The organism is Pseudomonas taiwanensis DSM 21245 (genome assembly GCF_000425785.1).
Classification (GTDB): Bacteria; Pseudomonadota; Gammaproteobacteria; order Pseudomonadales; family Pseudomonadaceae; genus Aquipseudomonas; species Aquipseudomonas taiwanensis.
This window is the reverse complement of record NZ_KE384450.1, coordinates 90,819-114,819: the sequence shown is the minus strand read 5'-3', so window position 1 is coordinate 114,819 and position 24,001 is coordinate 90,819. Positions and strand designations below refer to the sequence as shown.

The following is a 24,001-nucleotide window of genomic DNA, read 5'->3' as shown; positions in this document are numbered from 1 at the left end:
GTACGAACTGAAACTGGGAAGGTCCATTGAGGTCATTTCTCGTGAAGCCGCACATGCGGCGCGGCGGATCATAGGTAGCCAGGCTGGGTGTGTCAGCCCCTCCGGAGGCATTTCAGAACGGTCCTACAAACGACCGGCCATTCGGTCAAAGTCACCGCCCAGACACATCGCCATTCCCTCGCGGCGCCAGCGGTGTAGAATCGACCTATTCATCGCCAGTCATCCCCGGCGGGTTTATGAGCTCTGGTCGAACATGCGGCGATCCCGCAGTGTCTTCGGCCTCATCCGTGCCAGTGGCAACCGGCCTGCGGCGCAAAGGACAAGAGAAGCTCACTCCCCTTTTTGTGACCTGATTCAGCCGCCAGGAGTGCTTCATGCCTGATTATCGTTCCAAGACATCCACCCAAGGCCGCAACATGGCCGGCGCCCGCGCCCTGTGGCGCGCCACCGGGATGAAAGACGAAGACTTCAAGAAACCGATCATCGCCATCGCCAACTCATTCACCCAGTTCGTCCCGGGCCATGTGCACCTGAAGGACCTGGGCCAGCTGGTCGCCCGCGAAATCGAGCGCGCCGGTGGCGTGGCCAAGGAGTTCAACACCATCGCGGTCGACGACGGCATCGCCATGGGCCACGACGGCATGCTGTACTCGCTGCCGAGCCGCGAGATCATCGCCGACGCCGTGGAGTACATGGTCAACGCCCACTGCGCCGATGCCATCGTGTGTATTTCCAACTGCGACAAGATCACCCCCGGCATGCTGATGGCCGCCCTGCGCCTCAACATCCCGGTGATCTTCGTCTCCGGCGGCCCAATGGAAGCCGGCAAGACCAAGCTCGCCAGCCACGGCCTGGACCTGGTCGACGCCATGGTCATCGCCGCCGACTCGTCGGCCAGCGACGAAAAAGTCGCCGAATATGAACGCAGCGCCTGTCCGACCTGCGGTTCCTGCTCCGGTATGTTCACCGCCAACTCAATGAACTGCCTGACCGAAGCCCTGGGCTTGGCCCTGCCGGGCAACGGTTCGACCCTGGCTACCCACTCCGACCGCGAACAGCTGTTCCTCACCGCTGGCCGCACCATCGTCGAGCTGTGCAAGCGTTACTACGGCGAGAACGATGATTCGGTACTGCCGCGCAACATCGCCAACTTCAAGGCGTTCGAGAACGCCATGATGCTGGACATCGCCATGGGGGGTTCGACCAACACCATCCTGCACTTGCTGGCCGCGGCCCAGGAGGCCGAAGTGGCCTTCGACCTGCGTGACATCGATCGCCTGTCCCGCAAGGTGCCGCAACTGTGCAAAGTGGCGCCGAACATCCAGAAGTACCACATGGAAGACGTCCACCGCGCTGGCGGCATCTTCAGCATCCTCGGTTCGCTGGCCCGTGGCGGCCTGCTGCACACCGACCTGCCGACCGTGCACAGCCGCAGCATGGAAGAAGCCATCGCCAAGTGGGACATCACCCAGACCGATGACGAAGCCGTGCACACCTTCTTCAAGGCAGGTCCGGCGGGCATTCCGACGCAGACCGCGTTCAGCCAGTCGACCCGCTGGGAAACCCTGGACGACGACCGCGCCGAAGGCTGCATCCGTAGCGTCGAGCACGCTTACTCGCAAGAAGGCGGCCTGGCCGTGCTGTACGGCAACATCGCCCTCGACGGCTGCGTGGTGAAGACTGCCGGTGTCGACGAGTCGATCCACGTGTTCGAAGGCACCGCGAAGATCTTCGAAAGCCAGGACAGCGCCGTTCGCGGCATCCTCGCCGACGAAGTGAAAGCCGGTGACGTCGTCATCATCCGCTACGAAGGCCCGAAAGGCGGCCCGGGCATGCAGGAAATGCTCTACCCGACTTCGTACCTGAAGTCCAAGGGCCTGGGCAAAGCCTGCGCCCTGCTCACCGACGGCCGCTTCTCTGGCGGTACCTCGGGCCTGTCGATCGGCCACGCCTCGCCAGAGGCGGCTGCCGGTGGTGCAATTGGCCTGGTGCGCGATGGCGACAAGATTCTGATCGACATCCCCAACCGTTCGATCAACCTGCTGGTCAGTGACCAAGAGCTGGCCGAGCGCCGCGTCGAGCAGGACAAGAAGGGTTGGAAGCCGGTCGAAGCGCGTCCCCGTAAGGTCACTACCGCACTGAAGGCCTATGCGTTGCTGGCGACCAGTGCCGACAAGGGTGCTGTGCGCAACAAAGCGATGCTCGAAGGGCTGTAAGGCTCCGCGGCAAAAAAACCGGCGCTTGGTGCGCCGGTTTTTTTTGCCTGCCAAGGCCTCGACATAGGGTGCGTCACCCTCTGTCGGCGCTGACTGGCCAGCGATGGAGTGGGTCTGCCCCTTACTGAATCTGCTCCGGCGTCACGATCACCCAGTTCTTGTCCGCCGTCACCGGCAGGCCTTCCTTGGCCTGCGCCGCCGCGTTCTTCGAGATCATCCCGTTGAGCTGGTCCATGTACTTGGCCTTGCGGTTTATCCACAGGTGGATTCCACCCTTGTTCACATCCACCCCATGGAACTGCATGTAGCCATCGCTCGTCGGGGTGTCGCCGCCCACCAGCACTGGCTTCTTCCACTGGTCGATATAGGTGAGAATCGCCGCCTGCTTGCCCGCCATCCAGGTGGCAGGGGTCCACAGGTAAGGCGTCAGTTCCAGGCCCTCGTTGGCCTTGGCATCGTATTTCCCCTCGGTAATCTGTTTGCGCGCGGTGGTCAGCTGGCCGTTTGCACGATCTTTGAGCAGCAGGCTCACGCCAATGACGTTCTCAGGCTTCACGTTGTAGCCGTACTTGGGGTCTGAAGCCACCATGCGTACCAGCTCTTCCGAGGCGGCCGAGATCACGTACACCTCGATACCGTTCTCCATCAACTTGTTGTACAGCTCGGTCTGCCCGGTGAACACCTTGGGCGGCTGTACCTCGATGGCTTTTACCTGGTCGCCTTCGAAATAGGTGCTGGGAATCGGCTTGCCCAAGGCCATCAGCTCATCGACCTGGACCTTCAGCTCTTTCAAGGTGAACCCGGAGAACACCTGCGCCACCCAGGGGTAGCAGACCATGTCGTCGATTTCGCACAAGCGGTAGTAGTAGCTGAACAAGCTTTCCTTGTGCTCGGCGGTGTCCTTGAACGGGATCAGCTTGAGGGAAGGGTCGAGCTTGTCGCGGGTGAGCAGCCCCTTGTTCTCCATGAACGGCAACAGCGACTCCTCAAGGTCGAAGCGGTAGCTGGTGTTGTCCATGTCGAACACCGCGTAATTACCCTTGTGGGCGTTGGCGGCAATCATCGAATCGAGCTGTTTGGCCGCCTCGGCCGGCCAATGCTTGAGCTCGGTGGCCCAGGTTTCGACACTGAATAACAAAGAAAGGCCGATGGCCAGAGCTTTCGGAGCGAACTTCATGTGCGGATCTCCTGAAATGACCGAAGAAAACTAGTTCAGGAAGCAACAAGACCCCAGGCCCACAACGACCTTCACACAGCTGCAAACGCCGTGTTGATTGCCACCAGCGACACAGTGTTATTCCATTAGCGACTATCCAAATTACTTTTAGATATAAATTCGTTTGTTTTCAGGCTGTTAGCATTTCTGTTCGCAATCGCTCACAGAGGCGATGCCTCTTCTGCTTTTTCCTGGAGCTTCAATGAATCTGCCGCTGTTACTCAACCTGCTGGCATTCCTGGCCTTGTTGCTGGGCCTGGCACAAACCCGCCGCACCGACTGGAGCCTGGCGAAGAAAGTCTTGCTGGGGCTGGTGCTAGGCGTGGTCTTCGGCCTGGCGCTGCACACTGTCTACGGTGCAGGTCACCCGGTTCTCAAAGCCACTCTGGGCTGGCTCGATCTGGTCGGCAACGGCTACGTTGGCTTGCTACAGATGATCGTCATGCCGCTGATCTTCGCCTCGATCCTCAGCGCAGTGGCTCGCCTGCACAATGCCTCTTCGCTGGGTCGCATCAGTGTGCTGAGCATCGGCACGCTGCTGCTGACCACGGCCATCGCAGCACTGATCGGTATCGCCCTGACCAACCTGTTCGGCCTTAGCGCCGAGGGCCTGGTAGCTGGCGCCCAAGAGAGCGCGCGCCTGCAAGCCATCCACAGCGACTATGCAGGCAAGGTCGCCGACCTCAACATCCCGCAGTTGTTGCTTTCGTTCATCCCCAGCAACCCGGTGGGCGACTTGGCCCGGGCCAAACCAACCTCGATCATCAGTGTGGTGATCTTCGCCGTGTTCGTCGGCCTTGCCGCGCTCGAGCTGATCAAGGACAACGCTGAAAAAGGCCAGCGCGCCCTGTCGGCCATCGACACCCTACAGGCTTGGGTAATGCGCCTGGTGCGCCTGGTAATGAAACTGACGCCCTACGGCGTATTGGCCCTGATGACCAAGGTAGTGGCGAGCTCCAACCTGGAGGACATCCTCAAGTTGGGCAGCTTCGTACTGGTGTCGTACATCGGCCTGGGCCTGATGTTCGTGGTCCACGGTATCATCCTTGCCATGACCGGCGTCAGCCCGCTGCGCTTCTTGCGCAAGGTCTGGCCGGTGCTCACCTTCGCCTTCACCAGCCGCTCCAGTGCAGCCAGCATCCCGCTCAACATCGAAGCGCAAACTCGCCGTTTGGGCGTACCGCAGTCGATCGCCAGCTTCAGCGCCTCGTTCGGTGCGACCATCGGCCAGAACGGCTGCGCCGGTCTCTATCCAGCGATGCTCGCGGTGATGGTGGCACCCGCCGTGGGCATCGACACCTTCGACCCCCTGTGGATCGCCACGCTGGTGGCCATCGTTACCTTGAGTTCGGCAGGCGTTGCCGGCGTCGGCGGCGGTGCGACCTTCGCGGCGCTGATCGTGCTGCCGGCCATGGGACTGCCAGTGGAGTTGGTGGCGCTGCTGATTTCGGTCGAGCCGCTGATCGACATGGGCCGCACGGCGCTGAACGTGAATGGCTCGATGACTGCTGGTGTGGTGACCAGTCAGCTACTGAAAGAGACCAACAAGGATGTGCTGGCAGGTGATCAGCATGCAGAGCTGAGTCACTCCTGAGCCGTTCATAGCGCTGATCGCCCGCGAACCGCCCCTACACCGCCATTGATGTAGGGGGGGGGGTGTAGGCCATAGCCCCGTCACAAGACCGAAAGCCCAACCCTCAGGCCTTCTCCCAGACCTCGAAATGGTACGCCGGCCCCTGGCCCTCTGCGGGTTGCGGATCGCTCGAGCGCAGAGCCCACTGCGCCTTGTCGAACTCGGGGAACCACGCGTCCCCTTGCGGAGACAGCTCCACCCGGGTCAGGTACATCCGGCTGACCAGCCCCTTTTCGAGCGCCTGCCCATACAGCTGCGCCCCGCCGATCAGCATGAGCTCATCGACGCCCTGCTCACGCGCCCACTGCTCGGCACGGGCCAACGCCGCTTCCAGCGAAGCGAACACCTCGGCACCCGCCAGCTGCAGGCCAGGTTGGCGGCTGACGACGATGTTCAAGCGCCCCGGCAGCGGCCGCCCCAGAGAATCCCAGGTCTTGCGCCCCATGATGATCGGCTTGCCCAGGGTGGTGGCCTTGAAATACTTGAAATCCCCCGGCAGATGCCAGGGCATGGAATTGTCGATGCCGATCACACGGTTCTCGGCGAGCGCCGCGATCAGGCTGAGGGGGAGTGAGGTAGTCATGCCGGCGAGGATAGCAAACCCGCCGTGGGTTATGCTTCTGCCCTGAACCGTGCAATGGAAGACCTTGTGACTGGACCGACCGAACTCGACAAGCGCTGGCTCACCGAAGCGGTGCGCCTGCGCGAGGAACACGCCGGCCCCCTGGAGGACCAGGAAGCCAACCGACACGCCCGCCAGCAAGGCGGCGACCTGGCGGTGCGCATCGAGCGCCGCGCCTTGTTCCTTGCCGAGCGCGATGGCATGACCGCTGCCTTGCACCACTGGAAGCAAGGCGCCCGCCTGGCGCTGCTGGCTCTGCTGCTGATGGCTGTATTCAGCGGCGCTGGCCTGGCGCTGGCGGCCTTGGGTGATGGCCAGCGGGCGGTGAATGTGTTCTGGGCGCTGGGCAGCCTGCTCGGGCTGAACCTGCTGATGTTGGTGGGCTGGGCTGTTGGCTTCACCCTGAGCGGTGAACATGGCGCCAGCCTTGGGCGCCTCTGGCTCTGGCTCAGTGAGCGCTTCGCTCGCGATGCCAAGGCCGCGCATCTGGCGCCCGCCCTGATGGTGCTGCTGCAACGCCAACGCCTGAATCGCTGGCTGCTTGGCCTGCTGGTGCACGGACTATGGCTGCTGGCAATGCTAAGCGCCTTGGGGATGCTGCTCGCCTTGCTCGCCACCCGACGCTATGGCTTCGTCTGGGAAACCACCTTGCTGGCCGCCGAGCCATTCATTCACCTGACCCAGGTACTGGGTGCCCTGCCCTCGCTTCTGGGCTTCGCCACGCCAGACGAAACCATGATTCGAGCCAGCGGCGACACACTACCGGCCCTGGAGGTCGCTCGTCAGGCCTGGGCCAGCTGGTTGCTAGGCGTGGTGCTGGTCTATGGCCTGCTCCCTCGGCTATTACTGGCCGGGCTTTGCCTGTGGCGTTGGCGCCAGGGTCGCGAACGCCTGACCCTGGACTTGAGTTTGCCAGGCTATGCGCAACTGCGCGAAGTGCTGATGCCTCGTAGCGAGCGTATCGGTGTGCAGGATGCTGCCCCCGACACCCTGCCGCACTTCGAAGCGGGCCACTCTCAGCGCGGCAATGGCGGCGCGCTGCTGGTAGGGCTGGAGCTCGATGACCAGCGCCCCTGGCCTCCCGTCTTGCCCAAGGCCGTCACCGATGCTGGCGTGCTCGACAGCCGCGAGTCGCGCAACCGCCTGCTCGAACAGTTGAGCCGTTTCCCCCCGGCCCGCCTGGCCGTCGCCTGCGACCCCCGCCGCTCGCCGGACCGCGGCAGCCTCGCCTTGCTTGCCGAGTTGGCACGCAATGCCGGGGCCACGCGCATCTGGCTGCTGCAAGCAGCACCGGGCGAGGCACTGGATGCCGAACGACTGGGCGACTGGCATGAAGCCCTGGATCGCCTGGGCCTGCCACACGCCGACACTTCGCCCCTGACCTGGCTGGAGCAAGGCCATGACTGAGCCATTGAAACTGGCCGTGGTAGGCCACACCAATGTGGGCAAGACCTCATTGCTGCGTACCCTCACCCGCGATGTCGGCTTCGGCGAAGTATCCCATCGACCGAGCACCACCCGCCACGTCGAAGGCGCACGCCTGTCCGTGGATGGCCAGCCGCTGCTTGAGCTCTACGACACCCCGGGCCTCGAAGATGCCATCGCCCTGCTCGACTACCTGGAGCGCCTGGAACGCCCCGGCGAGCGCCTCGACGGCCCGGCCCGACTGGAACGGTTTCTTCAGGGCAGCGAAGCGCGCCAGCGCTTCGAGCAGGAGGCCAAGGTCCTGCGTCAGTTGCTGGCCAGCAATGCCGGTCTGTACGTGATCGACGCCCGCGAACCGGTGCTGGCCAAGTACCGAGACGAACTGGAGGTGTTGGCCGGCTGTGGCAAGCCGCTTTTGCCCGTGCTCAACTTCGTCGCCAGCCACCAACACCGCGAACCGCAGTGGCGTGAAGCCCTGGCCCGACTGGGCCTGCACGCACTGGTGCGGTTCGATAGCGTGGCCCCGCCCGAAGACGGTGAACGCCGCTTGTACGAAAGCCTGGCCCTGTTGTTGGAGGAGGCCCGCCCAGCCTTGCAGCGCTTGATCGACGACCAGCAGGCACAGCGCCTGGCTCGCCAGCAAAGCGGCAAACGTCTGATCGCCGAACTGCTGTTGGACTGCGCCGCCTGCCGCCGCAGTGTCGCGGCCGAGCCGGCCGCCGAAGCCCGAGCCATAGAGGCGCTGCGACAAGATATACGTCAACGTGAACAGCGTTGCGTCGAAGCCTTGTTGAAGCTGTATGCCTTCCGCCGTGAGGATGCCCATGCGGGCGAACTTCCATTACTGGATGGCCGCTGGGGTGACGATCTGTTCAACCCCGAAACCTTGAAATTACTCGGTGTTCGCCTGGGCAGCGGCGTGGCTGCCGGCGCTGCAGCCGGTGCCGGAGTCGATTTGCTGGTTGGCGGCCTCACCCTGGGCGCGGCGGCATTGGCCGGGGCAATAGCCGGAGGCGCGCTACAGACCGCGCGCAACTATGGGTCGCGGTTGATGGGCAAGCTCAAGGGCAAGCGCGAGCTGACCGTGGACGACACGGTATTACGCTTGCTGGCCTTGCGTCAGCAGCAGTTGATGGTGGCGTTGGACAACCGCGGGCATGCCGCGCAAGACAGCATCCGCCTGGGTGAGCTGGATGAAAAGGCCTGGCGCGAGGGCAAGTTGCCAGAAGCCTTGAGCAAGGCGCGGGCGCACCCGCAATGGTCGACCCTCAATCCGGGGGCGAAGCTGAATCAGGCTGAACGGCAGGAACAGTTGGAGGCGCTGGTTTCGCAATTTTGAGAGGCGCCCTGGCCCCTCCGCGGGTAAACCCGCCCCTACAGTCAGGGGTTGCATTGAACCTGTAGGAACGGTTTACCCGCGAAGAGCCGAGCACAAGTGCCCATTCCTTAAAGCAGCGCCAGCGCCTTCTGCCTCAACACATGGAGGTCGATCACCGGCACTCCGACCTCCTTGGCCTTTTCGTCCCACTCCCGCATCCGTAGGCTCACGTCGAACAGCGGGTCCCGTTCGAACGCATCGGCTTGCGAGTCGCTCATCACGCCTCCCTGATATTCCAAGGTCCGCCGGCTCGCCTCGCTCAACCGCTGGTAATACCCCGGTTGCCGCAAGGTCAGGTAGCGCTTGGCCTCCACGTGAAACTGAACTAGCCGCGCCATGCGCTCGCTAAAGCCACAGCGGCGCAAATACTCGGCACCGATACGTTCGTGGCTAACCACCCCATAGCCGCCCATGCTGGCGTCACCGCCACACAGATGGCCGATGTCATGGAAGAACGCCGCCAGCACGACTTCATCGTCGAACCCTTCGGCCATGGCCAGTTGCGCAGCCTGGGACATGTGTTCGAGCTGGGTGATGGCTTCGCCGATGTAGTCGTCGCTGCCGTGCCGCTCATAAAGGGCGAAGGTGCTGTCCACGATCTGCGCTGGGGTGGGCATGACTGTTTTCTCCTGGCTTGATGGGTTGCTGGCCATTTCCCGGACAAAACCGCTGCGCCCGAGAAAGGGCAGGTGGTTACTGCTGGGCCACCTTTTCCGACTTGCCGTCATAGCGTTTGCGCCACTCGGCCAGAATCTGATCACGGTTCTTCGAAGCCCAGGCAAAGTCGTTCTTGATCAGGCGTTGTTCATAGTCCGCCGGCAACTCGGTCTGCGGCTTGGCGATGCCCGGCGCAGCCAGTACGGCGAAGTTTTCCTTGTACAGCTCCATGGCCGCTGGGCTTGCCGAGAAATCAGCCAGACGCTTGGCCGCATCTGCCTTGGGCGTTCCCTTGATCACCGCCGTCGCCTCGATTTCCCAACCCAGGCCTTCCTTCGGCAACACGATGTCCAGCGGCGCACCCTGGCGCTTGAGCTGCACGGCCGGGTACTCGAACGAGATACCGATCGGGAACTCGCCTGCCGCCGCCAGCTTGCACGGCTTGGAACCGGAGTGGACGTACTGGCCGATGTTCTGGTGCAGCGCATCCATGTAGGCCCAGCCTTGCGGCTCGCCAAAGGTCTGCAACCAGGCACTCACGTCGAGGAAGCCGGTACCCGACGAAGCGGGGTTGGGCATGACGATCTTGCCCTTGTACTCCGGCTTGGTCAGGTCCTGCCAGCTCACCGGCTTGCTCAGGCCCTGCTTCTGGGCCTCGATGGTATTGAAGCAGATGGTCGCGGCCCACACGTCCATGCCCACCCAGGCAGGGGGGTTGGCGGCATCGCGGTAATTGGCGGCGATTTTGCCCAGGTCTTTCGGGGCATAGGCTTCGAGCATGCCGTTCTGGTCGAGGATGGCCAGGCTGGACGCCGCCAGGCCCCATACCGCGTCGGCTTGCGGACGGTCTTTCTCGGCCAGCAGCTTGGCGGTAATGATGCCAGTGGAGTCCCGAACCCACTTGATCTCGATGTCCGGGTTGGCCCGTTCGAAGGCCTGCTTGTAGCTTTTGAGCTGTTCCGCCTCCAAGGCGGTGTAAACCATCAGCTGGGTACCCGCGGCCGAGGCCTGCAGGCTGAACATGGCGGAAACGGCTGCGGCAAGTGCAAGGTGCTTGTACATGGGTTGGGTCCTTACAGGTCAGGCGGTCGCGGCGCGTTGGCGCCAGGCTTGGGAGCGGCGCAGCAGGCCGCGTGAGGCTGTGGCCAGCAACAGTGAAGCGCTGGCACTGGTCAGCAGAATCAAGGTGGACATGGCGGCGGCACCCCCCACGTTGCCGGCGTCGTCCATGTTCAGCACGGCAACGGCGGCCAGGAGGGTATCGGGGCTATACAGGAAGATCGCGGCCGACACGGTAGTCATCGCCGAGACGAACAGGTAGCGGATGATGTCCAGCAGCGCCGGCAGGCAGATTGGCACGGTCACCCGCAGGAAGTGCTTGCACAGCGGCGCCTTCAACGACAGCGCAGCCGCCTCGAACTCACCGTCGAGCTGACGCAGGGCAGTGGTCGCGGTCATCTGCGCGGTGGTCAGGTAATGGGCAATGGTGCACACCACCAGTAACCCCATGCCGCCGTAAAACACATGCAGCGGGTTGCCGTTGAGGTTGAAGAAGAATACGTAGCCCAGCCCCAGCACCAGTCCCGGCACGGCCATGGGAATGAAGCTGAGCAGGCGCAGCGCTTGGTTGAGCAGGCGTTGGCCTTGGGTCTTCTCCATCAGGTAGGCACCGGTGAATATCACGACGCTGCCAATCAGCGCGGTGCAAATGGCCATGGTCACGCTATTGCGATAGGCCAGCCAGCCGCCACCGGCGGTGTCTTCGAACCTGTAGTGACGCAGCGACAGCGACAGGTTGTAGGGCCAGAAGGTGACCAGCGATGAGTACACTGCCATGCCGATCACCAGCAGCAATGCCGCACACACCAGCAGCACGATGGCCAGGCAGCAGGCATCGCGGCCACGCGACGGCTTGGGTTCGAATACCTGGGCACGGCCACTCATGGCCTGGCCCTGACGCCGGCGCAGCCAGGCATCGACGCTGAAGCTGAACAGGGCTGGTAGCAGCAGCACCATGCCGATCAGCGCGCCACGGCCAAACTGTTGCTGGCCGACCACGGCCTTGTAAGCCTCCAGCGCCAGCACCTGATAGTCGCCACCGACCACGACCGGTACGCCGAAGTCGGTGATGGTCAGGGTAAAGACCAGGCAGAACGCAGCGAACACAGCGTGGCGCGTGGCCGGCCAGGTGATGCTGGTAAATGCCCGGCACGGACCGGCGCCCATGCTCGAGGCGGCATCGAACAGGCGAGCATCGGCCAGCGACAATGCCGACAGCAGGATCATCAGCGCATGCGGGAAGGTGTAGATCGCCTCGCCCAGCACGATGCCCCAGAAGCCATAGATGTTGTCGTCGAACAACCCGCGCAGCAGGCCCTGATTGCCAAACAGGTAGACCAATGCGATGGCTGGCAGCATCGACGGGGCCAGCAGCGGCAAGAGCGAAATCCCTCGCCACAGGCCTTTGCCCGGGATCAACGTGCGTTGCAAGGCGAAGGCAAACAGGTAGGCCAGCGGCACGACGATGACCGCGACGGTGAAGGCCACCGACAGGCTGTTGCCCAGCAACCAGTGGAAGTTGTCGCTGGCGAACAGTTCACGGGCCGCCAGCAAGCCACCGCCCTGACCCGCATCACCACTGAAACCACGCCAGAAGATCGCCAACAGCGGCATCAGCACGGCCAGCACCAGAAGGATCAGCAGCAGGCTCTTGCCGCCGACGACGAACAACCGGTCGCTCAGGGCGACGCCAGCACGCGGCGCGGCCTTGCCCTGGTTGAGCGGCAGGGACATTGGCACGGCCATCTCAGGCAAACACCTGCAGGCTCTGCGGTGGCAACGCCACCCAGATATCCTGCGAACCCAGGCGTGGCATCACCTCGGGCGTCAGTTCGGCCAGCAGGGCATGGCCTGGCAGTGCCTTGAGTTCGAAGCTCATGCGGCAGCGGTTACCGAGGAAGGTGATCTCGCGGACCCTGGCGGGGAACACGTTGTCTTCGTGTACCACTGGGTTCACCGTGATGGCCTCCGGGCGGCAGAACAGCCGGCCACTGCTGGCCTGGGCCGAACCTGGCGCCAGACGCATGTCCAGGCCGCCGACCAGGGCATGGCTGTCGTCGCGGCGTTGGAATGGCAGCCAGTTGCCCTGGCCGACGAACTCGGCGACGAACGGCGTGGCCGGCTGGTCGTAGATTTCCTGCGGGGTGGCGTACTGCTCGACCTGGCCGTTGTTCATCACCGCAATGCGGTCGGCCATCAGCATGGCTTCATCCTGGTTGTGGGTAACCATCAACGTGGTGATACCCAACTGGCGTTGCAGTTCGCGCAGTTCGGTGCACAGGTGCTCACGCACCCGGGCGTCCAGTGCCGACATCGGCTCGTCCAGCAGTAACAGCGATGGCGACGGCGCCAGTGCGCGGGCCAGGGCCACCCGTTGCTGCTGGCCACCGGAGAGCTGCCCGGGATACTTCTTCTCACTGCCAGAAAGGCCTACCAGATCGAGCATCTCGGCCACCCGCTGGCGGACCTGCTCGCGACCACTGCCAGCAAGGCCGTAAGCGATGTTGGCTTCGACGGTAAGGTTGGGGAACAGTGCGTAGGACTGGAACAGAATGCCGTAGTCTCGGGCCTGGGGTGGCAGCTCGGAGATATCGCGCTCGCCGACGTAAAGCGCACCACGGTCCTGACGCTCCAGCCCGGCGATGCAACGCAGCAGCGTCGTCTTGCCACAGCCGGATGGGCCAAGCAGGCACACCAGTTCGCCGGCGGTGATGTCCAGCGAAACATCGTTGAGCGCCGTGAAGGCACCGAAGCGCTTGTGGATGTTGCGCACTTTCAGTGGTGCGCCGGAGTTGGTGGGGGTCATGGCAGGGCCTCATCGAAGAGATGGGGCCATGCTAGGAATGCTGTGCGAAGGTTCTGTGGCTTTCAGGCAAAAGCCGGTGATAGTGGCATAGGCAGATTTTGTATCGACCGCTCCTGCAAGATCCTCAGAAGCGTGAACCGGCCACTTCCTGGGCTACACCAAGGAAGGCCGCTGGCAACCTGGCCTGGCGCCGCTCCTTGAGGCAGTACAGGTACTCGTGCATGACTGGCGCATCCTCCAGCGCCAGCACCCGCAGTTCCGGGTTGTGCGGCACCTCGTGGCGGGCAATCACACTGATGCCGATATTGCGCAGCACCGCCTCGCGTATCGACTCGCGGCTGCCGATTTCCAACAGTGCCCCGGCCTTCACCCCCGCCTCCTGCATCATCTGCTCGGTCAGTTTGCGGGTGGTCGAGCCTTTCTCGCGTACCAGCAGGCAATGCCCGGCCACCGCCTCGATCGATACCGTCTGGCGATGGGCCAACGGGTGGCTACGGTGCACCGCCACCACCAGCGGATCGCTCCCCAGGACCCGCCGAACCAGTCGCGGATCTTCTACCAGTTGCGACGATGCGGCGATGTCCACCCGGTAGTCCTCAAGCATTTCCAGTACCTGCTGCGAGTTACCGATCTCCACCGCGACTTCCACCTGCGGCAAGCGTTCGCGGTAGATCTTTACCAGGTCAAGAATGTAGAACGGCGCGGTAGCCGCGAGGCGCAAGCTGCCTTGGGCTTGGCCGCTGTTGCGCAGCTCGAACTCGATGTCGGCCTCCTGCTGCAGCAATGCCTTGACCATCGGCAGCAGGCGCACGCCCTCCTCGCTCAAAACCAGGCGCCGCCCGCCACGGTAGAACAACTCCACGGCGTACTGGCCTTCCAGGTTACGGATTTGCGTGGTGACCGTGGGCTGGCTGAGCCCAAGCTTCTTCGCCGCCAAGGTGATACTGCCCAGACGGGCCACCATGTAGAAGGCTTTCAGCTCCGAACTCAGCATGCATGTCCTCTATTTGCGCAACAGGCGCAAGCCGTTGAACACCACCAGCAGGCTCACGCCCATGTCGGCGAATACCGCCATCCACAGGGTGGCCATGCCGGCGAAGGTGATCGCCAGGAATATCGCCTTGATGCCTAATGCCAGAACGATGTTCTGCATGAGGATCGCCGCACTGTGGCGCGACAGCCTGACGAAGGCCGGGATTTTCCGCAAGTCATCGTCCATCAGTGCCACATCGGCAGTCTCGATGGCAGTGTCGGTACCGGCTGCCGCCATGGCAAAACCGATCTCGGCGCGGGCCAGGGCCGGGGCGTCGTTGATGCCGTCACCGACCATACCCACCCGATGACCCTGGGCGTACAGCGCTTCGATGGTTTTCAGCTTGTCGGCGGGCAGCAGGTTACCTTCGGCACGGTCTATCCCTACCACGGCGGCGATGGCTTGCGCGGTATGCGGATTGTCACCCGTGAGCATGACAGTCTTGATGCCCAACCCATGCAGCTCTTCGATGGCCTGGCGGCTGCTGTCCTTGACGGTGTCCGCCACGGCGAACAGCGCCAGCGGGCCAGAGCGGTCGAGTAGCAGGACCACGGTCTTGCCCTGGCGTTCCAGCGCATCCAGCTGGGATTCCAACTCGGGCGAACACAGCCCCAGCTCCTCTACCAGGCGGTGGTTGCCCAAGTAGTAGACCTCACCGGCAATGGTGCCTCGCACGCCACGCCCGGCCAGCGCGGCAAAATCATCCACCTCGCTCATGGCCAGGCCTTGCTCCTTGCCGTATTGGGCGATAGCGCGGGAAACCGGGTGGTCAGAGCGCTCGCCCAGGCTGGCGGCCAGGGCTTGTGCGCGGTCTTCGAACGTCGGTTCCAGCACCTTGACGTCGGTCTGCACCGGTTTGCCGTGGGTGATGGTGCCGGTCTTGTCCAGGGCCAGGAAATCCAGATGGCGTCCACCCTCCAGGTAAACGCCGCCCTTGATCAGGATGCCTTTGCGCGCGGCTGCCGCCAGGCCGCTGACGATGGTCACCGGGGTCGAGATGATCAGGGCGCACGGGCAGGCCACCACCAGCAGCACCAGGGCGCGGTAAACCCAGTCGAACCAGGCACCAGCCATGAGCAGCGGAGGGATGAGTGCCACAGCCAAGGCGATGGCAAACACTGCCGGCGTGTAGATACGCGAAAAACGGTCGACAAAACGCTGGGTAGGGGCGCGCGCGCCTTGCGCTTGCTCGACGGCCTTGATGATCCGCGCCAGGGTCGACTGCCCGGCAGCAGCAGTTACCCGGAACTCCAGCGCCCCCGCCTGGTTGATGGTGCCGGCGAACAGCTTGTCGCCCACGGTCTTTTCCACAGGCAGGCTTTCGCCGGTGATCGGTGCTTGATCGACACTGGATCGGCCGCTGGTCACTTCACCGTCCAGGCCGATGCGTTCACCGGGGCGTACCCGAACCCGCGCGCCAAGAGCCACCTCACGCACCGCCACCTCGCGCCACTGGCCATCCGCCTGCTGCACTGTTGCCATGTCCGGAGTCAGTTGCATCAACCCGCCAATGGCATTGCGCGCGCGGTCCAGCGAACGCGCTTCGATCAGCTCGGCGATGGTAAACAGCACCATCACCATGGCAGCTTCGGGCCACTGCCCGATCAGTACGGCGCCCGTCACCGCAATGCTCATCAACGCGTTGATGTTCAAGTTACGGTTTTTCAGGGCGATCCAGCCCTTCTTGTAAGTGCCCAGACCGCAGCCAAGAATGGCTGCCAGCGCCAATGCGGCTACTGCCCACTCCGGGGCCAGTGCGCCAAAGTGCACGATTTCGGCGGCGATCGCGGCAATACCTGACAATGCCAGAGGCCACCAGCGGATCTTGGCCGGTTGTGGCGTGGCTGGCGTGGCATCGTCCTGGGCAGCAATCGGCTCGGCCTTCATGCCCAGGCTGTCGATGGCCCGTTCGATGTCGGCTGTTGCACCCAACGTGTGGCGCACACCCAGCACGCGGTTGATCAGGTTGAATTCCAACTGCTCGATACCGGCCAGCTTGCCCAGTTTGTCCTGGATCAGCGTCTGCTCGGTCGGGCAGTCCATGGCCTCGATGCGAAAGCGGCTGAACTGCGCATCATCACTGGCCTTTTCGGTCAATTGCACGAACGCGGGCGCAGCACTGGCGCCGCAGCAGCTGTGAGCATGGGAATCGTGGCAGTGGCTATCGCCACCCTGGCCGTGGGCATGGTCGTGCGTGTGTTCGTGGCTGACAGGCTGGTTCATGAGGTCGTCCTTAAAATGCGCCTGTTGCCAAGTGAACACCCTGTAGCCACTATAGGGTCAAGCCACACGCTGGAGATTTCGTGATGAAGATCGGAGAACTGGCCAAAGCCACCGACTGCGCCGTGGAGACCATCCGCTATTACGAACGAGAGCACTTGCTGCCAGAGCCCGCTCGTACGGACGGCAACTACCGGCTGTACACCCAGGCGCATGTCGAGCGACTGACGTTCATCCGCAACTGCCGTACCTTGGACATGACCCTGGACGAGATCCGCAGCCTGCTAAGCCTTCGCGACAGCCCGGAAGGTTCTTGCGGCAGCGTCAATGCGCTGATCGATGAGCATATCGCGCATGTGCAGGCGCGAATCGATGGCCTGGTGGCGTTGCAAGAACAGTTGGTGGAACTGCGACAGCGCTGCAACGCACAGGGAAACGAATGCGCGATCTTGCAGCAACTGGAAGTGAACGGGGCGGTGTCGGTGCCAGAAACCGAGCATTCGCACGTGGGGCGCAGTCACGGGCACTAGAAGTGCCCGCGAAGAGGCCGGTGCAGACGATGGGGCCGTCAGACTGCCATCGGCGCCGTCATCGGCGCATGATGTTCATACCCTTCCAGCCAGAAATCACTCGGCTCGATCTTCTCCAACCACTCCGGCTCGTACTTGCCGGTCTCGGCGAACGCCGGCACGCGGTCGCTGATGACCAGTCTGGGTGCTTCCAGCGGCTCGCGCTTGAGCTGCTCGTTGAGCATGTCCAAGTGGTTCTCGTACACATGGGCATCACCAATGAAATAGGTGAACCAGCGCGGGGTATAACCGGTCAGGCGGCCGAACAACGACAGCAGGGCCGCGCCCTCGGTGAGGTTGAACGGCGTTCCCAGGCCCAGGTCATTGGAACGAATGTAGAGCGTCAGGGAAATTTCCTTGGTCTCGACATTGGGGTGGAACTGATACAGCAGATGGCACGGCGGCAGGGCCATTTCATCCAGCTGGGCGCAGTTCCAGCCATGGAACAAGATGCGACGGCTGCCCGGGTCGTTGGCGATGGTGTCCAGGCACTGACGCACCTGGTCGATGGCCTTGTACAGGATGACGAACGCCTGGCCCTCTTCCTCGTCCTGGGCGATCCTGCGAAAGCCCTGCTTTTCAGCCATCTCGATCGCTGCCGGGTTGCTCAGCGGAACGCGCTTGTAGCCCGGCCACTTGCGCCATTGCACGCCGTAGATCTCGCCGAGGTCGTCATACCCCTGGCGGAATGGGTTGGCCAGCCACTGGGCGTTTTCGTTGGCGTTCTGGTCCCAGACCTTGCAGCCCAGCTCGCGGAACTCACCGGCGCTCTTCACGCCACGCAGGAAACCCACCATCTCGCCGATGGCCGACTTGAACGCCAGCTTGCGTGTGGTGATGGCCGGGAAGCCTTTCTGCAGGTCGAACTTGAGCATGGCGCCCGGCAGGCTGATGGTGCGAATACCGGTGCGGTTGCCTTGCAAGGTGCCGTTCTCGATGACGTCACGGACCAGATCTAGATACTGTTTCATGGCTTACCTGTAACAAGAACGGCAGGGGGATCGCCCCTGCCGTGAAAATCAAACGGTGGCCTTGGCCGTCGGTTTACGGTTGTAGGCCCACCAGATCAGGAAGATGCCGCCGGCGATCATCGGCACGCAAAGCAACTGGCCCATGGTCAACCAGCCGAAGGCGATGTAGCCAAGCTGGGCGTCGGGTACCCGCACGAACTCCACGATGAAACGGAAGATACCGTAGAACAGCGCGAACATGCCGGAAACGGCCATGGTCGGGCGCGGCTTGCGCGAGTACAGCCAGAGGATGACGAATAGTGCCACACCTTCGAGGGCGAACTGGTAAAGCTGCGACGGGTGACGCGGCAACTGGGCCGGGTCGCTGAACGGTGGGAACACCATCGCCCAAGGCAGATCGGTGGCCTTGCCCCACAGTTCGGCGTTGATGAAGTTGCCGATACGCCCGGCGCCCAAGCCAATCGGTACCAGCGGGGCGACGAAGTCCATCAGTTCGAAGAACGACTTGTTATTGCGCTTGCCGAACCACAGCGCCGCCAACATCACGCCAATGAAGCCACCATGGAACGACATGCCGCCCTTCCACACCTCGAAGATCAACGTCGGATTGGCCAGGTACTGGTGCAGGTCATAGAACAACACGTAGCCCAGGCGCCCGCCAACGATCACCCCCATCGACAACCAGAACACCAGGTCCGAGAGCTTTTCACGGCTCCAGGTGGGGTCGAAGCGGTTCAGACGGCGCGAAGCCAGCAGCCAGGCGCCGCCGATGCCGATCAGGTACATCAGGCCGTACCAGTGGATTTTCAGCGGCCCGATGGCCACGGCCACGGGGTCTATCTGCGGGTAAGGCAGCATGGAACTTCCTCTCGATTCAAATCAAAAAGCTGAGGCCGACGCAGAACAGCAGTGCTGCGAACAGGCGTTTCAACAAACGTGGCGAAAGCTTGTGCGCCAGACGCGCGCCGTAGCGGGCGAAAAACATGCTGGTGACGGCAATGCCGACCAGTGCCGGCAGGTACACGTAGCCCAGGCTATGGGCCGGCAAATGTTCCTCGCGCCAGCCCAGCCACATGAAGCTCAGGGCGCTGGCCACCGCAATCGGCAGACCACACGCCGAGGAGGTCGCCACTGCCTGTTGCATGGGCAGGCTGCGCCAGGTCAGGAACGGCACGGTCAGCGAACCGCCACCGATGCCGAAAATGGCCGAGGCCCAGCCGATCACACCGCCAGCACCGACCAATGCGGGCTTGCCGGGGATGCCACGGCTGGCCTTGGGTTTCAGGTCCAGGGCCATCTGTACGGCGACGATCAGGGCGAACACACCGATGATCTTCTGCAACTGCGGACCTTGGATGAGCGAAGCCGTCTTGGCACCGATACCGGCCCCGATGAGGATGCCGAGGGTCATCCAGGCAAAAATCGGCCATTGCACCGCGCCTTTACGCTGGTGCTCGAGCACGGCGTTGATCGATGTGAATACGATGGTCGCCAGTGAAGTGCCGACCGCCAGGTGGGTCAGCACCGAGGGGTCGAAGCCCTGCAGGGTGAAGCTGAACACCAGCACCGGCACGATGATGATGCCGCCGCCCACGCCGAACAGCCCGGCCAGCACGCCGGCGCACGCGCCCAACAGCAGATAGAGTACGAACTCCATTCGTCGCCCCCAAGAAAAACAATCCGGCATGGTAACGGAAGCCGGGCTCGGGGCTCTAGTGAAGTCTGTGACAGGATGGATCGACACGGCCGCAATGGGTAGAGTGGCTAAAAACACAGAGGCCCAACCGATGTGCCTGATCGTATTCGCCTGGCGGCCCGGACACCCCCTGCCGCTGATCGTCGCGGCCAACCGTGACGAATTCTATGCCCGTCCCGCACTGGCCCTGGCGGGCTGGGATGATGCGCCCGGCGTGTATGCCGGTCGCGACCTGGAGGCCGGGGGCACCTGGCTGGGCGTGGGACCCCAGGGGCGCTTCGCCGCGCTGACCAACATCCGCGACCCTAGCCAGCCGCTGGGGGCGCGCAGCCGGGGTGAACTGGTGGCGGCGTTTCTGCAGGGTGATCAGGGGCTCGAAGGGTATCTCGACCAAGTCGCCAGCCGCAGCGGGCAGTATTCGGGGTTCAACTTACTGGTCGGTGACGGTCAGCGACTGGGTTACCTGCATGCCCGCGAAGCAGAGCCCCGACTGCTGGCCCCCGGTGTGTATGGGCTGTCCAATGCCGGGCTGGATACGCCATGGCCGAAGCTGGTGAAGGCGCGAAACGGCCTGGAGGCGTTACTGGAATCAGCGGACCCACAACGCATGCTGGCGTTGCTGGCCGATGCCGAACCCGCGGCGGATGGCGAACTGCCTGAGACGGGTGTGGGACTGGCGACCGAGAAGTTGCTGTCGAGTGTGTTCATCGCCAGCCAGAGCTACGGAACACGCGCCAGTACGGTACTGATCGTGGACGATCATGGCAGAAGACGGCTGTTCGAGCGCAGTTTCGGCCCGTTTGGTGGGCATTTGGGGGAAGTTACCCTCGAAGTCTGATGCCTATCGCCAGCAAGCCAGGCCCCGAAGGCCGTTGGAACCGGCTAGCCGGCGATAGGGACACATCAATCAGAGCGCCTTGTTCGGGCCGATCATCCGCGCCAACCCAAGGTTCTTCAGCGCCAGCTGCAACGAGCTGTGGATAACCTGCGGGTTGTCATGACCCATGGCCTCGGTCAGCAGCTCCTTGGCCTTGCTCATGTTGATCTGGCGCAGCATCCACTTCACCTTCGGCAGGTTGGTAGCGTTCATCGACAGGCTGTCGAAGCCCATGGCCATCAACAGGATCGCCGCCGCCGGATCACCGGCCATCTCGCCACAGATACTCACTGGCTTGCCTTCGCCATGGGCGTCGCGCACCACGGTGTTCAACGCCTGCAACACCGCTGGGTGCAGGTAGTCGTAAAGGTCGGCGACACGCGGGTTGTTGCGATCGACCGCCAGCAGGTACTGGGTCAGGTCGTTGGAGCCCACCGACAGGAAGTCCACCTGCCGCGCCAGCTCCTTGGTCTGGTACACCGCAGCCGGGATCTCGACCATCACGCCGACCGGTGGCATCGGTACATCGGTGCCCTCGTCGCGGACCTCGCCCCAGGCCCGGTGGATCAGGTGCAGGGCTTCTTCGAGCTCATGAATGCCCGAGATCATCGGCAGCAGGATGCGCAGGTTGTTCAGGCCCTCGCTGGCCTTGAGCATGGCGCGGGTCTGAACCAGGAAGATCTCCGGGTGGTCGAGCGTGACGCGAATGCCGCGCCAGCCCAGGAACGGGTTCTCTTCCTTGATCGGAAAATATGAAAGGGCCTTGTCACCGCCGATGTCGAGGGTCCGCATGGTCACCGGCAGCGGATGGAACGCCGCCAACTGTTCGCGGTAGATCGCCAGCTGCTCTTTCTCGCTGGGGAAGCGCTGGTTGATCATGAACGGTACTTCGGTACGGTACAGCCCTACACCTTCGGCGCCGCGCTGCTGGGCACGAGCAACATCGGCGAGCAGACCAGTGTTGACCCACAACGGCATGCGGTGGCCATCGGGGGTCACGCAGGGCAGTTCGCGCAAAGCGTCAAGGCCCTGGGCGAGCTGGCGCTCTTCCTCCACCACATCGCTGTACTGCTTGCGCAGCACGTCGCTGGGGTTGGTGAACACCTCGCCTTTGTAGCCGTCGACGATCATTTCGATGCCGTCGACCTTGGAATACGGCAGGTCGACCAGACCCATCACCGTCGGGATCCCCATGGCCCGAGCCAAGATCGCGACGTGGGAGTTGCCCGAGCCCAGTACCGACACCAACCCTACCAGCTTGCCCTCCGGCACCTCGCCGAGCATGGCCGGGGTCAGCTCTTCACTGACCAGGATGGTATTGTCGGCATAGACCAGCGATTGCGAGCGGGCCTCTTGCAGGTAAGCCAGCAGGCGTCGACCGAGGTCTTTGACGTCGGATGCGCGCTCGCGCAGGTAATCATCGTCCATCAGCTCGAAGCGGCTGACGTGCTCGCCGACCACCTGGCGCAGCGCGCCCTGAGCCCATTGGCCAGTCTTGATGACTTCGGTTACCTCACCGCCAAGGGCGGCGTCTTCGAGCATCATCAGGTAGACGTCGAACAACGCGCGCTCTTCCGGGCGCAGCTGCGTGGCCAGCTTGGCGGACAGCTTGCGCATGTCTTCGCGCACGCCTTCGAGCGCGTTCTGGAACAGATTGAGCTCGGCGTCGATATCGTCGACCGCCTTGTCGGGAACCACTTCGAGGTCAGCGGGCGGCAGCATGACCACGGCACGCCCGACTGCAGCGCCTGGCGAGCCCGGCACGCCGACGAAACGCGCTTCCTGGATACCCTTGCCCTGGCGCCCCAGCCCCCTGATCGAGCCTGTGGCCTCGGCATGGGCAATTACCCCGGCCAGTTGCGCGCTCATGGTGACCAGGAAGGCTTCTTCGCCCTCGTCGAACTGGCGGCGCTCCTTTTGCTGGATCACCAGCACCCCCACCACGCGGCGGTGGTGAATGATTGGCGCGCCAAGGAAGGAGGCGAATTTTTCCTCGCCGGTTTCGGCGAAGTAGCGGTAACGGGGGTGGTCGGCGGCGTTTTCCAGGTTCAGCGGCTCTTCGCGGGTGCCGACCAGGCCGACCAGACCTTCGTTGGGGGCCATGCTGACTTTGCCGATGGAGCGCTTGTTCAAGCCCTCGGTGGCCATCAGCACGAAACGGTTGGTTTCCGGGTCGAGCAGGTAGACCGAGCAGACCTGGCTGCCCATGGCCTCCTTGACGCGCAAGACAATGATACCCAACGCCGTCTTGAGATCTTTGGCGGAGTTCACTTCCTGGACGATCTTGCGCAGCGTATTGAGCATGGCTCGGGGTCGAACTCCGTCGTCAGTCGCGCGTCAGCAGACGCGGTGCTAGCTCTTTCAGGGCGCGTCGGTAGACCTCGCGCTTGAATGTCACCACCTGGCCCAGCGGGTACCAATAACTGACCCAGCGCCAGCCGTCGAACTCTGGCTTGCCGGTCAGGTCCATCCGCACCCGCTGTTCGTTACTCACCAGGCGCAGCAGGAACCACTTCTGCTTCTGGCCGATACACAACGGCTGGCTGTGGGTACGTACCAGGCGTTGGGGTAAACGATAACGCAACCAGCCACGGGTGCAGGCAAGAATTTCCACATCGTCGCGTTCAAGGCCAACTTCTTCGTTCAGCTCGCGGTACAGGGCATCTTCCGGCGTTTCATCAGGGTTGATACCGCCCTGGGGAAATTGCCAGGCATCCTGGTTGATCCGCCGAGCCCATAGCACCTGCCCGGCATCATTCGTGAGAATGATCCCGACGTTAGGGCGAAAACCATCCGGGTCGATCACGGCAGCAACCTCGCAAACGCATGTCACCGCATTGTTCCACAAAGCTCACGAGCGCAGCAACGCGCCCACCAAGCTTATGTGCAGCGAGGTGAAAACTCCGTATTCTGCGGGCTTCCTTGTGGCAGACCTGAGTGACCGCGATGCGCCTGGCTTTATTCGACCTGGACAATACCCTCCTCGGTGGCGACAGCGACCATGCATGGGGCGACTACCTGTGCGAACGGCGCATCCTTGACCCGGTCGCCTACAAACAACGCAATGACGGTTTCTACCAGGACTACCTGGCCGGCACCCTGGACCTGCAGGCGTACCTGGCCTTTTCCATGGAAATCCTCGCTGCCACGGCGCCTGCCCAGCTCGACGAATGGCACCGCGACTTCATGCGCGACTGCATCGAGCCGATCATCCTGCCCAAGGCCGAGGCTCTGCTGCGCCAGCACCGCGAGGCCGGCGATCACCTGCTGATCATCACCGCCACCAACCGGTTCGTCACCGCACCCATCGCCCGCCGCCTGGGTGTACGCACCCTGCTGGCTACCGAATGCGAGATCATCGACGGCCGGTACACCGGGCGCAGTACCGATATACCGTGTTTCCGTGAAGGGAAGGTGACGCGTCTGAAGCGCTGGATGCTGGAGAACGGCTATGACCTGCAGGGCAGCAGCTTCTACAGCGACTCGATGAACGACCTGCCCTTGCTGGAGCAGGTTGAGCGGCCGGTGGCCGTGGACCCGGATCCGAAACTGCGGGCGGAGGCGGAGCGGCGTGGGTGGCAGGTGTTGTCGCTCAGGGATTGAGACCGACAGGGCCGCTATGC

20 protein-coding genes are annotated in these 24,001 nt (G+C 63.1%); 7 read left to right on the top strand and 13 right to left on the bottom strand.

Going from position 1 to position 24,001, the window contains the following annotated elements; all coding sequences use genetic code 11:
- Positions 1-374: 374 nt before the first annotated feature.
- Positions 375-2,216, top strand: coding sequence for a dihydroxy-acid dehydratase (gene ilvD / locus H620_RS0119460; RefSeq protein WP_023378176.1), 1,842 nt, complete (start codon positions 375-377; stop codon positions 2,214-2,216).
- 121 nt (positions 2,217-2,337) lie between these two features.
- On the opposite strand, the gene H620_RS0119455 is transcribed toward ilvD, so the two are convergent.
- On the bottom strand, positions 2,338-3,393 hold the full coding sequence (locus H620_RS0119455; RefSeq protein WP_023378175.1) for an HAD family hydrolase: 1,056 nt from the start codon (positions 3,391-3,393) through the stop codon (positions 2,338-2,340).
- Positions 3,394-3,634: 241 nt separating this feature from the next.
- Here H620_RS0119455 and H620_RS0119450 point away from each other — a divergent pair, with 241 nt between their 5' ends.
- Positions 3,635-5,026, top strand: coding sequence for an L-cystine transporter (locus H620_RS0119450; RefSeq protein WP_023378174.1), 1,392 nt, complete (start codon positions 3,635-3,637; stop codon positions 5,024-5,026).
- A gap of 103 nt (positions 5,027-5,129) precedes the next feature.
- On the opposite strand, the gene H620_RS0119445 is transcribed toward H620_RS0119450, so the two are convergent.
- A complete protein-coding gene (locus H620_RS0119445) occupies positions 5,130-5,648 on the bottom strand; it encodes a dihydrofolate reductase (protein WP_023378173.1) in 519 nt (172 codons plus the stop codon).
- A gap of 54 nt (positions 5,649-5,702) precedes the next feature.
- On the opposite strand from H620_RS0119445, the gene H620_RS0119440 reads away from it, so the two are divergent.
- Both H620_RS0119440 and H620_RS0119435 read left to right on the top strand, forming a co-directional pair.
- The gene (locus H620_RS0119440) at positions 5,703-7,094 is read left to right on the top strand and encodes a DUF2868 domain-containing protein (RefSeq protein ID WP_027907894.1); all 1,392 of its coding nucleotides are present in this window, start codon (positions 5,703-5,705) and stop codon (positions 7,092-7,094) included.
- The gene (locus H620_RS0119435; protein WP_023378171.1) at positions 7,087-8,451 is read left to right on the top strand and encodes a GTPase/DUF3482 domain-containing protein; all 1,365 of its coding nucleotides are present in this window, start codon (positions 7,087-7,089) and stop codon (positions 8,449-8,451) included. Before H620_RS0119440 ends, H620_RS0119435 begins: the two co-directional genes overlap by 8 nt.
- Before the next feature lie 107 nt (positions 8,452-8,558).
- Here the strand turns inward: H620_RS0119435 and H620_RS0119430 are convergent, their stop codons facing one another.
- From H620_RS0119430 to H620_RS0119405, 6 genes are all read right to left on the bottom strand, one after another.
- Positions 8,559-9,107, bottom strand: a complete 549-nt coding sequence (locus H620_RS0119430; protein WP_023378170.1) for a phosphonate degradation HD-domain oxygenase — start codon at positions 9,105-9,107, stop codon at positions 8,559-8,561.
- Between the two features lie 76 nt (positions 9,108-9,183).
- Positions 9,184-10,209 (bottom strand): putative 2-aminoethylphosphonate ABC transporter substrate-binding protein, encoded by a 1,026-nt coding sequence (locus H620_RS0119425; protein WP_023378169.1) that lies wholly within the window; start codon positions 10,207-10,209, stop codon positions 9,184-9,186.
- An 18-nt stretch (positions 10,210-10,227) separates the two neighbouring features.
- A complete protein-coding gene (locus H620_RS0119420; protein ID WP_027907893.1) occupies positions 10,228-11,952 on the bottom strand; it encodes a putative 2-aminoethylphosphonate ABC transporter permease subunit in 1,725 nt (574 codons plus the stop codon).
- A gap of 1 nt (position 11,953) precedes the next feature.
- Positions 11,954-13,012, bottom strand: a complete 1,059-nt coding sequence (locus H620_RS0119415; protein ID WP_023378167.1) for a putative 2-aminoethylphosphonate ABC transporter ATP-binding protein — start codon at positions 13,010-13,012, stop codon at positions 11,954-11,956.
- Positions 13,013-13,136: 124 nt separating this feature from the next.
- The gene (locus tag H620_RS0119410) at positions 13,137-14,006 is read right to left on the bottom strand and encodes a LysR family transcriptional regulator (RefSeq protein WP_023378166.1); all 870 of its coding nucleotides are present in this window, start codon (positions 14,004-14,006) and stop codon (positions 13,137-13,139) included.
- A gap of 9 nt (positions 14,007-14,015) precedes the next feature.
- On the bottom strand, positions 14,016-16,268 hold the full coding sequence (locus H620_RS0119405; protein ID WP_023378165.1) for a heavy metal translocating P-type ATPase: 2,253 nt from the start codon (positions 16,266-16,268) through the stop codon (positions 14,016-14,018).
- Between the two features lie 83 nt (positions 16,269-16,351).
- On the opposite strand from H620_RS0119405, the gene cadR reads away from it, so the two are divergent.
- Positions 16,352-16,795, top strand: coding sequence for a cadmium resistance transcriptional regulator CadR (gene cadR / locus H620_RS0119400; RefSeq protein WP_023378164.1), 444 nt, complete (start codon positions 16,352-16,354; stop codon positions 16,793-16,795).
- Positions 16,796-16,833: 38 nt separating this feature from the next.
- Here cadR and H620_RS0119395 read toward each other — a convergent pair whose 3' ends face one another.
- The 3 genes from H620_RS0119395 to H620_RS0119385 are packed head-to-tail and all read right to left on the bottom strand — an operon-like array spanning position 16,834 to position 19,462.
- The gene (locus H620_RS0119395) at positions 16,834-17,805 is read right to left on the bottom strand and encodes a thymidylate synthase (protein WP_027907892.1); all 972 of its coding nucleotides are present in this window, start codon (positions 17,803-17,805) and stop codon (positions 16,834-16,836) included.
- A 48-nt stretch (positions 17,806-17,853) separates the two neighbouring features.
- Positions 17,854-18,663, bottom strand: coding sequence for a prolipoprotein diacylglyceryl transferase (gene lgt / locus H620_RS0119390; protein ID WP_023378162.1), 810 nt, complete (start codon positions 18,661-18,663; stop codon positions 17,854-17,856).
- 16 nt (positions 18,664-18,679) lie between these two features.
- Positions 18,680-19,462: a sulfite exporter TauE/SafE family protein gene (locus H620_RS0119385; protein WP_023378161.1), complete on the bottom strand. Its 783-nt coding sequence runs from the start codon at positions 19,460-19,462 to the stop codon at positions 18,680-18,682.
- Positions 19,463-19,592: 130 nt separating this feature from the next.
- Here H620_RS0119385 and H620_RS0119380 point away from each other — a divergent pair, with 130 nt between their 5' ends.
- Complete coding sequence (locus tag H620_RS0119380) at positions 19,593-20,339, top strand: NRDE family protein (RefSeq protein WP_023378160.1); 747 nt, start codon at positions 19,593-19,595, stop codon at positions 20,337-20,339.
- A gap of 69 nt (positions 20,340-20,408) precedes the next feature.
- Here H620_RS0119380 and ptsP read toward each other — a convergent pair whose 3' ends face one another.
- Positions 20,409-22,682 carry a phosphoenolpyruvate--protein phosphotransferase gene (gene ptsP / locus H620_RS0119375; protein WP_023378159.1) on the bottom strand — a complete coding sequence of 758 codons (2,274 nt, stop codon included), beginning with the start codon at positions 22,680-22,682 and terminating at the stop codon, positions 20,409-20,411.
- A gap of 22 nt (positions 22,683-22,704) precedes the next feature.
- Complete coding sequence (locus tag H620_RS0119370; protein ID WP_003249017.1) at positions 22,705-23,184, bottom strand: RNA pyrophosphohydrolase; 480 nt, start codon at positions 23,182-23,184, stop codon at positions 22,705-22,707.
- A gap of 140 nt (positions 23,185-23,324) precedes the next feature.
- Here H620_RS0119370 and H620_RS0119365 point away from each other — a divergent pair, with 140 nt between their 5' ends.
- The gene (locus H620_RS0119365) at positions 23,325-23,981 is read left to right on the top strand and encodes a histidinol-phosphatase (RefSeq protein ID WP_023378158.1); all 657 of its coding nucleotides are present in this window, start codon (positions 23,325-23,327) and stop codon (positions 23,979-23,981) included.
- Positions 23,982-24,001 lie beyond the last annotated feature (20 nt).

Coding starts and splice junctions, on each gene's coding strand:
- ilvD (WP_023378176.1), top strand. CDS start 375: ATGCCTGATTATCGTTCCAAGACATCCACCCAAGGCCGCAACATGGCC.
- H620_RS0119455 (WP_023378175.1), bottom strand. CDS start 3,393: ATGAAGTTCGCTCCGAAAGCTCTGGCCATCGGCCTTTCTTTGTTATTC.
- H620_RS0119450 (WP_023378174.1), top strand. CDS start 3,635: ATGAATCTGCCGCTGTTACTCAACCTGCTGGCATTCCTGGCCTTGTTG.
- H620_RS0119445 (WP_023378173.1), bottom strand. CDS start 5,648: ATGACTACCTCACTCCCCCTCAGCCTGATCGCGGCGCTCGCCGAGAAC.
- H620_RS0119440 (WP_027907894.1), top strand. CDS start 5,703: ATGGAAGACCTTGTGACTGGACCGACCGAACTCGACAAGCGCTGGCTC.
- H620_RS0119435 (WP_023378171.1), top strand. CDS start 7,087: ATGACTGAGCCATTGAAACTGGCCGTGGTAGGCCACACCAATGTGGGC.
- H620_RS0119430 (WP_023378170.1), bottom strand. CDS start 9,107: ATGCCCACCCCAGCGCAGATCGTGGACAGCACCTTCGCCCTTTATGAG.
- H620_RS0119425 (WP_023378169.1), bottom strand. CDS start 10,209: ATGTACAAGCACCTTGCACTTGCCGCAGCCGTTTCCGCCATGTTCAGC.
- H620_RS0119420 (WP_027907893.1), bottom strand. CDS start 11,952: ATGGCCGTGCCAATGTCCCTGCCGCTCAACCAGGGCAAGGCCGCGCCG.
- H620_RS0119415 (WP_023378167.1), bottom strand. CDS start 13,012: ATGACCCCCACCAACTCCGGCGCACCACTGAAAGTGCGCAACATCCAC.
- H620_RS0119410 (WP_023378166.1), bottom strand. CDS start 14,006: ATGCTGAGTTCGGAGCTGAAAGCCTTCTACATGGTGGCCCGTCTGGGC.
- H620_RS0119405 (WP_023378165.1), bottom strand. CDS start 16,268: ATGAACCAGCCTGTCAGCCACGAACACACGCACGACCATGCCCACGGC.
- cadR (WP_023378164.1), top strand. CDS start 16,352: ATGAAGATCGGAGAACTGGCCAAAGCCACCGACTGCGCCGTGGAGACC.
- H620_RS0119395 (WP_027907892.1), bottom strand. CDS start 17,805: ATGAAACAGTATCTAGATCTGGTCCGTGACGTCATCGAGAACGGCACC.
- lgt (WP_023378162.1), bottom strand. CDS start 18,663: ATGCTGCCTTACCCGCAGATAGACCCCGTGGCCGTGGCCATCGGGCCG.
- H620_RS0119385 (WP_023378161.1), bottom strand. CDS start 19,462: ATGGAGTTCGTACTCTATCTGCTGTTGGGCGCGTGCGCCGGCGTGCTG.
- H620_RS0119380 (WP_023378160.1), top strand. CDS start 19,593: ATGTGCCTGATCGTATTCGCCTGGCGGCCCGGACACCCCCTGCCGCTG.
- ptsP (WP_023378159.1), bottom strand. CDS start 22,682: ATGCTCAATACGCTGCGCAAGATCGTCCAGGAAGTGAACTCCGCCAAA.
- H620_RS0119365 (WP_023378158.1), top strand. CDS start 23,325: ATGCGCCTGGCTTTATTCGACCTGGACAATACCCTCCTCGGTGGCGAC.